The following is a 7753-nucleotide window of genomic DNA, read 5'->3' on the forward strand; positions in this document are numbered from 1 at the left end:
GACGGAGGGATATATTGACATTCTGGAAGGCACATTTAACTACTTTTGGTACAAGTCTTAGTTCATATTTTTAAAAAACTTAGAAGATTTGATTGTTTGAGCAGAGCGAGTTATCAAAGATTCTTAGTTTTTTTAAAAATATGAACTTTAGACTTGTCAAAAGTAGTTATCGTGCTGGAAGAATGCCAATATATCCCGGAGCATAAGTTAAATGTCGGCCATGGGTGTATATATAAAAACCTAGTCTTCAAACACTAAAGTCTTCGTAAGTCTATCTTTTCCCAATATTGTGTTAGGAAAAATACTTGTTGCATTTTCAAGGTAATCTTCCGGAGTCCCTAAGGACGGGCTATAGTGAGTAAGCCATAGTTCTTTAACTTCTCCATCTTTTGCTAGTGATGCTGCCTCTGAAAAAAGCATGTGGCTATTCTCTATTGCTTTTTCAAGGTAACTGTCATCTCCGTACATGCCTTCACATATAAAAAGTTCTGATCCTTTTATAAATTCCTTCAGTCCACCAATAGGTCTTGAATCCGTGCAATATGATAGCTTTAACCCCTTCCTTTCTTCTCCCAGAACCATATCTGGTGTAAACCAAATACCATCATACTGAATTTCCTCACCTTTCTGAAGTTTATTCCAAATAACCATAGGTACATTATTTTTTTCCGCCTTATTCTTATCAAACTTTCTACTTCTCGGCACTTCTATGGAGTATGCAAAGCATGGTATAGTGTGTTGCACAGATATTATGCCTATATTAAAACCAGCGATATTTTTAGCTGTCTTTCCATATCCCTGAAATTCCAATATATCTATTTTATAAGGAAGAACCGGAGCTATTACTCTAAGACCACTTACTATATGCCATAATCCCTTTGGACCAATTATTGTAAGTGACTCCTCTCTACCTGAATTGGCTATTGTCAATAGCAAGCCTGGTAAACCAGCAATGTGATCAGCATGAAAATGAGTAAATAATATAGCATCTATCGTCTTCATTCCCCAGCCTAACATTTTTAAACTAACCTGGGTACCTTCACCACAGTCAATTAAAATTTTTCGTCCCTTATAAGATGCAATCATAGCCGTAAGACATCTATTTGGTACTGGCATGCTTCCCCCACATCCAAGTAAACAAACATCAAGCATATAAATATCCCCTTTTCAAAATTAAATTATCATAACATTAGATTTTCCGGTGAAAAATGTTTTATACTATGAATACGTTTTTATAATAAATAAAGCCGCAACATAAATATATATTGCAGCTTTACGGATATATTTACTTAATCTCTTAAATACTTAGTATTAAATCATCAACTTTACAACCTAATATTCTTGCTAGCACAACAACTTTGTCAAAACTCGGATTTTTCTTATCTCCTCTCTCAAGTTCTTCTAAATAAGACTTTGAAATCGAAGTTTCAAATTTTTGTTTTTTCGTAAGATTTTGAACATCTAAAGTAGTATATCCCAAGCTTAATCTTATCTCACGAATTTTTTTCCCATTTAACATAAGAAAACCCCCTATTCAGTTATGAAAGTTTCTATTATAATTATAACTCTTTTTTACTAAAATTTATAGTAACTTTACAATTTCTTAATATTAAATGGTAGAATATATTTTCATCTAAGAGGGCAGATTAAGATTATATAATTCATGTGGAGGTGTCCAAATGGATAACAATAAAAATCACTTAAAAACAGATATTAAGTCCAATGCAGAACTTAGAAAAATGTACCCTAAAGATGGTGCTAATATAGGAATTGTAGATGGCGAAAAAATAGGTTCCCATGAGAATGGTAATAAATTTACTAAACGCTCTAAGTTATCTCATAACCAATAATTAAAAATCGTCTTTATAAAAGGACTGTTTCACTATATAGATATTCATGTCAGACACTTAATTTATACTCATGTATATGTTAATTATCTGCTGTGTTTACCTATTATCGTAACAGTCTTTTTATTTTTTTATATCATACAGACATGTTGTAACATTTTGTAGTATAATGTATTAGACAAAATAAAGAGGTGATTTTTATGAAAGATAAAATTCTCCATTTGCTTAAGGAAAATGAAGGAGATTTTATATCTGGACAATTAATAAGCAAAAATTTAGGGGTGAGCCGTACTGCTATATGGAAATACATAAATTCTTTGAAAGATGCTGGTTATCAAATAGAATCTATATCAAAAAGAGGCTATAGATTACTATCTTCTCCTGATTTGCTTACTTTTGAAGAAATAAGCGCTAATCTAAATACAAGTTGTATAGGAAGAAACATAATGTACTTCCAGACAATTGACTCAACTAATAACAAAGCAAAAGAACTTGCTAATGCTTCAGATAATGGTACTGTTATTATAAGTGAAGAACAAACCTCAGGAAGAGGCAGACTTGGACGTGCTTGGAAGGCACCAAAATTTAAAGGTATTTGGATGTCTATCATTTTAAAACCGGATATAGATCCTCCTAATATTCCCAAAATAACTCAAGTAGGTGCTGCTGCTGTTATTAAAACTCTTAATGATTTTAACATAAACGCTTATGTAAAGTGGCCAAATGATATAATTCTAAACAATAAGAAGGTTTGCGGAATATTAACTGAAATGAGCGGCGAACTTAACAGAATAAATTATGTGGTTATGGGAATAGGAATAAATGTAAGTATAAAAAAAGAGGAATTTCCTGAATCACTAAGAGATACTGCTACCTCCTTAATCTGTGAAACTGGAAATGAGTTAAAAAGAAAAGACCTAGTTACAAAATTATTAAATAATTTTGAGATTTTATATAATGAATTTGCTTATAAAAATGATATAACAAATTCTATAAAAATCTGTAGGGAAAACTCAATTTTAATTGGTAAAGAAATTAGAGTCGTAAAAATTAATAATGAACTCTTTGGAAAAGCCATAGATTTAAATGAAGCTGGTGAACTCGTGGTTCAATATGCCGATGGAACTATAGAAAACATAGTATCCGGAGAGGTTTCCATTAGAGGACTTCATGGAAAGTATGTACCTTAAGGGACTGTTGCATTTACAAACATGACCGGAAGTAGAATTATGCTCCGAGAGAGGTTACCAAGCTTTGTCGCTATAAAAACTTTTAATCAGTCTAAAGCCCAGCATTTTGAAAATCTAAGAACCTTTGATAAACTCGTTCCTCAAACATATCAAAGGTCCTAAGATTTCCTAAAATGCTTCACTAAGACTGACAAAAAAGTTTTTATATGTGACTTCAGCTTTGGTAACCTCTCTCTTCGTATAATTCTACTTTCTGGTATAGTTCTTTGTAAATGCAACAGCCCCTTATATATTTACAACAGTAAATAAAATACTAATATGCAAAAATTGATCAATTATATTTACTGCAAAAAATTTTTTAGACATAAACTCATACTTAATCTTATAGCATTTAATATAATCAATAATAAAATGACTAATAAAGACTATTGCAAATCCGTATAAGGTAAATATATTCAAATATACAAGTACTAACACAACCGGCAAAACATATAACGCAACATGAAGAACTATATATAGTTTACTTTGCCTTTTCAGCTGCCACAACTCTCTACCTCTTAAAATTTTTCTTATAACACTATTTCTTTGCATAAATATATCACCAATTATGTGTGAAAAAACTAATGCTATATACAACTTCATCCTTAATCCTCATAACTTAATTCTACACAAGTCCTATTTTAGTATTTTTAAATACTAATGGATATATTATACTAAATTTTATTTTACTTAGGTAATATATAATTTATATTTAACTTTTAGTTTACAAATCATACTAATAAGAAATATAGATAACTACACTAGACACTTAACTTATACGCAAGGAGATATTTACATTCCGGAAGACACATTGAATACTTTTGTTATAAGTCTTAGCGAAGTATTTTAGAAAGTCTTAGAATTATTTATATGTTTGAGGTACGAGTTTATAAATGGTTCTTAGACTCTAAAGGAAACTCCTCTTCCTTTCGTCAGATGAGTAAGCGATTCGCATAAAATCAAAGATTTTAGCTCTCTGCTTAAGTACTGAGCTTTAGACTTATCAAAAGTATTTATGGTGTCGGAAGAATGTAAATATCTCCCGGAGTGTAGGTTAAGTGTCGGCCGTGTTTATCTATACAACTTTTTTGCCTTATATCTACACATATATTTTACCTTCAATTCTTCTATCATAATCTGACCATGTGTTAGGCTCAACGCCTTCTTTTATCTGCCCTATTTTATTTAGAAAAGCATCTACCTGATCAGCAAAATTTACTATATGTGCTTCTTCCGTATTTGGTTTTTTAGGAGAACCATATTCTAGTTTTCCGTGATGTTGTACAATGCAACCTTTAATTCTTTCTTTAAAGTTATCGCTATATAAGTCTGGCTTCTTATTAAAGGCTTCTTCTAACATTTGAACTCCTATAACAATGTGACCTTCCATTTCTCCTCTAAGCGTAAAAGAAAACGGTCCATCTACAAAATACTCTACAGTTTTTCCTATGTCATGAAGTTTTGCTGCCAACATGGCTATCTCTGCATTTCTGCAGTTATACCTATGTGCAAAAACTTGAGTTAGATACATTACATTTAACGTGTGTTCAGCTAATCCCCCTATATAATTGTGATGTTGGCTTACACCTCCAATTCCTTTTTTAAATTTCTCAAGAAAATCCTCATTTTTAAAAAAGTAGTTATTTAATTCTATACATTCTTCGCTTTTAAACTCTCTTTCAGATATTTTATCTATCTCGTCCATTATATCCTCTATAGGCCTACTTACATAAGGAAGATAACTCTTCATGTCAACTTCTTTTAATACTTGGAATTGTTTTACTTCAAATATACTTTCTAATACACCATCAACTTTTATAACATCTCCAACCTTCAAAACGTTAGATTTATCTATTATAGACGCTTTAATATCACCAGTTTTATCTCCTATATAAGCTATAGTTTTCTCCCCATCTCTAAATACTTTTTTCATTATCATAAATGTAGAAGAAATGTTTCCTCCATTTCTGATGTCTTTTACATATATATTCTTCATAACTATCACCTCTTGTTAACTTTCCAAGTTAATTATACACCTATTAGTATGTTTAGTTTTAATTAAACTTATCAAATATAATATTTAGGAATTTTTTTAATATTTTTCATTTAATATTTTTCTTGACTTGAGGAAAATTAAATAATATAGCCAAAGCAAACATACACATACTCAGTATAAGTAAGGAGGTTTATTTATGAATATAGTTTTTGATGAAAATACCAAAGAAGCTCTAGTTGAAAATTTAAAAGAAAAAAGTAAATCCTCAGTTAGACTTTTGATTAAAGGTTTCGGATGAGGCGGACCAGTTTTAGGAGTTGCTCTGGATGAGCCAACTAAAGATGATGAAATATTTTCAGTTAATGGAGTAAATTTTATTGTTGAACCAGATTCATCTTATTTATTTGATAATTCAAAAATAGTTTATACAAAAGGTGTTTTTGGAAAAGGCTTTAATGTTATACCTAAAAGTGGTAATAGAGGGTGTTAAAACCATTATAAAAATCAAAAGCTGTAAACCCTTAACGTTTACAGCTTTTATGGTGACCCATAGGGGACTCGAACCCCTGTTACCACCGTGAAAGGGTGGTGTCTTAACCACTTGACCAATGGGCCATATTTTATTGCTTATAATACTCCTTTCGAGCACAATAAATACAATATCCTATTTTTATTCATATGTCAACATATTTTTTATGTTAAATTTTAAAATTTTATAACTTAATATAAATTTTCTCTATTAATCTTTTTTAGTTCCACAATAAGGACAATATTCAAATTGTGATTCCACTTCTTTTCCACAATTTTTACATCTATATTTAATATAATTATCGTAATTTCCAAAATCCATAAGTCTTAAATCCCAATAAGTAATTGCTTCCTCATCTCCCTGCTCCATCCTAATTGCTTTTTCCTTTGATATTTCATAAATTGAATTACAACCACTACAAACTGCATAATACCTATCATTCCACTTAAAAACAGGAAGAAAAAATATATGTAAAAATGAATATGTTTTATATAATGTAAGCCTAGCTCCTATTTTATTACAATTTTTACAGGACAAATTTTTAATAGTCCCAATTTCTTTTTGCTTTTCTTCAACACCAAAAACTCCAATAAAAAACATACTACCCTCCTTGAAAACCAATTAATTAATGATTAAAATTACAATATATATTCTAACATAAGAACTCTTTTTTATCCATTTATAAGTTAATTTAAAAATCACTATATTTTTGCATAAAAAACACTAAAAAATTATCATAATATATATTATTAGAATATACATTATAAATCAATAAAATAAGAAGGTGAATTAAAATGATTTTAATAAAAAATGTTGAAATTTTTGGGCCTAAATCTTTAGGTAAGAAAAACATTCTAGTATTGTTTGATAAAATCGCTTATATTTCTTCGGAAATAAATTGGCCTGACAAAAACTTTCCTGATATTAAAATAGTCGACGGGGAAGGTTTAATCGCAGTACCTGGATTAATAGATCTACATGTACACATTATTGGCGGTGGAGGCGAAGGTGGTTTTACTACACGGGCTCCAGAGCTTATGCTTACAAACCTTACCACAAATGGAATAACAACTTGTGTAGGACTTCTTGGTACTGATGGAACTACAAGAAGCATGGGAACTTTAATTGCTAAAGCAAGATCTCTTGAAGAAGAAGGCATAAGTACTTATTGTTGGACTGGATGTTATGAAATGCCTACCCGAACAATAACAGATAGTGCAAGAGGTGACATAGTCCTTGTAGATAAAATTATTGGTGTCGGTGAAATAGCCGTATCAGATCATAGAGGAAGCCACCCATCAGAAAATGATCTAATTCACTTAGCCAGTGAGGCTAGGGTTGGCGGCATGATTTCTGGAAAATGTGGCGTACTACATATGCATATTGGGGACGGCAAGAAAGGACTTATTCCAGTTATGGACGTAGTGAAAGATTCTGAAATCCCCTATGACAATCTACTTCCTACTCATGTAAATAGAAATCCACTAGTCTATAAACAATCGATTGAATATGCTAAAGCTGGTGGCTTCGTGGATATAACCACTGGAATAAAACCTGAAGGTGATGATGCTGTATATGCTTCTGATGTCTATAAAACTATGCTTAACTCAGGTATATCACCTTACAAAATTACTATGAGTTCAGATTCCGGTGGAAGTATGCCTATATTCGATCAAAAGGGCAAACTTCTAAAATTAACAATAGGCTCACCATCAACAAACATGGATACAATTAGAGAATGTATTGAAAAGGGTATTTCTATTGAGGAGTCACTTATCCCCTTAACCTCTTCGCCTGCTAAATTTTTAAAATTTAAGAATAAAGGTGAAATACAAGAAGGATATGATGCAGATCTGCTTCTATTAGATAAAAAACTCAATATTAAAATGGTATTATGTAAGGGCCAAATCATGGTTCAAGATTATAAGCCTGTTGTATTTGGAACTTTTGAAAATAAGATATAGACATTCACGGCCGAAAGTAGACTTACACTCCGGTATATGCTTCCAAGCTTCAGCACTATAAAAACTTTTTATCAATCTAAAGCTCAGTATTTTGAAAATCTAAGAACATCTGATAAACTCGTACCTCAAACATATCAGAAGTCCTAAGATTTTCTAAAATACTTCGCTAAGATTGATTAAAAAGTTTT

Annotated in this window: 8 protein-coding genes and 1 tRNA gene; 3 read left to right on the forward strand and 6 right to left on the reverse strand. The window is 31.0% G+C overall.

The window, feature by feature from the left end; all coding sequences use genetic code 11:
- Window positions 1-240 precede the first annotated feature (240 nt).
- Window positions 241-1152 (reverse strand): ribonuclease Z, encoded by a 912-nt coding sequence (locus I6U48_RS26935; protein WP_218323601.1) that lies wholly within the window; start codon window positions 1150-1152, stop codon window positions 241-243.
- Between the two features lie 145 nt (window positions 1153-1297).
- Window positions 1298-1519 carry a helix-turn-helix domain-containing protein gene (locus tag I6U48_RS26940; protein WP_218323602.1) on the reverse strand — a complete coding sequence of 74 codons (222 nt, stop codon included), beginning with the start codon at window positions 1517-1519 and terminating at the stop codon, window positions 1298-1300.
- Window positions 1520-1679: 160 nt separating this feature from the next.
- On the opposite strand from I6U48_RS26940, the gene I6U48_RS26945 reads away from it, so the two are divergent.
- Both I6U48_RS26945 and I6U48_RS26950 read left to right on the forward strand, forming a co-directional pair.
- Window positions 1680-1850: a hypothetical protein gene (locus I6U48_RS26945; RefSeq protein ID WP_218323603.1), complete on the forward strand. Its 171-nt coding sequence runs from the start codon at window positions 1680-1682 to the stop codon at window positions 1848-1850.
- Between the two features lie 197 nt (window positions 1851-2047).
- Entirely contained in the window at window positions 2048-3037 is a 990-nt protein-coding gene (locus I6U48_RS26950; RefSeq protein WP_218323604.1) for a biotin--[acetyl-CoA-carboxylase] ligase, read from the forward strand.
- Between the two features lie 285 nt (window positions 3038-3322).
- Here the strand turns inward: I6U48_RS26950 and I6U48_RS26955 are convergent, their stop codons facing one another.
- The 4 genes from I6U48_RS26955 to I6U48_RS26970 form a co-directional block, all read right to left on the reverse strand.
- A complete protein-coding gene (locus I6U48_RS26955; RefSeq protein ID WP_218323605.1) occupies window positions 3323-3679 on the reverse strand; it encodes a DUF3307 domain-containing protein in 357 nt (118 codons plus the stop codon).
- Between the two features lie 496 nt (window positions 3680-4175).
- On the reverse strand, window positions 4176-5072 hold the full coding sequence (locus I6U48_RS26960; protein ID WP_218323606.1) for an HD domain-containing protein: 897 nt from the start codon (window positions 5070-5072) through the stop codon (window positions 4176-4178).
- Window positions 5073-5612: 540 nt separating this feature from the next.
- Window positions 5613-5687 (reverse strand) — tRNA-Glu (locus tag I6U48_RS26965).
- Window positions 5688-5811: 124 nt separating this feature from the next.
- Window positions 5812-6201 carry a zinc ribbon domain-containing protein gene (locus tag I6U48_RS26970; protein WP_218323607.1) on the reverse strand — a complete coding sequence of 130 codons (390 nt, stop codon included), beginning with the start codon at window positions 6199-6201 and terminating at the stop codon, window positions 5812-5814.
- Between the two features lie 194 nt (window positions 6202-6395).
- On the opposite strand from I6U48_RS26970, the gene iadA reads away from it, so the two are divergent.
- Complete coding sequence (gene iadA, locus I6U48_RS26975; protein ID WP_218323608.1) at window positions 6396-7565, forward strand: beta-aspartyl-peptidase; 1170 nt, start codon at window positions 6396-6398, stop codon at window positions 7563-7565.
- Window positions 7566-7753 lie beyond the last annotated feature (188 nt).

Origin of the sequence: Clostridium thailandense (assembly GCF_019207025.1) — a bacterium.
GTDB classification, from domain to species: Bacteria; Bacillota; Clostridia; order Clostridiales; family Clostridiaceae; genus Clostridium_AM; species Clostridium_AM thailandense.

Bases quoted from the DNA above. Each gene is read 5' to 3' on its own strand.
- I6U48_RS26935 (WP_218323601.1), bottom strand. From the start codon at position 1,152: ATGCTTGATGTTTGTTTACTTGGATGTGGGGGAAGCATGCCAGTACCA.
- I6U48_RS26940 (WP_218323602.1), bottom strand. From the start codon at position 1,519: ATGTTAAATGGGAAAAAAATTCGTGAGATAAGATTAAGCTTGGGATAT.
- I6U48_RS26945 (WP_218323603.1), top strand. From the start codon at position 1,680: ATGGATAACAATAAAAATCACTTAAAAACAGATATTAAGTCCAATGCA.
- I6U48_RS26950 (WP_218323604.1), top strand. From the start codon at position 2,048: ATGAAAGATAAAATTCTCCATTTGCTTAAGGAAAATGAAGGAGATTTT.
- I6U48_RS26955 (WP_218323605.1), bottom strand. From the start codon at position 3,679: ATGAAGTTGTATATAGCATTAGTTTTTTCACACATAATTGGTGATATA.
- I6U48_RS26960 (WP_218323606.1), bottom strand. From the start codon at position 5,072: ATGAAGAATATATATGTAAAAGACATCAGAAATGGAGGAAACATTTCT.
- I6U48_RS26970 (WP_218323607.1), bottom strand. From the start codon at position 6,201: ATGTTTTTTATTGGAGTTTTTGGTGTTGAAGAAAAGCAAAAAGAAATT.
- iadA (WP_218323608.1), top strand. From the start codon at position 6,396: ATGATTTTAATAAAAAATGTTGAAATTTTTGGGCCTAAATCTTTAGGT.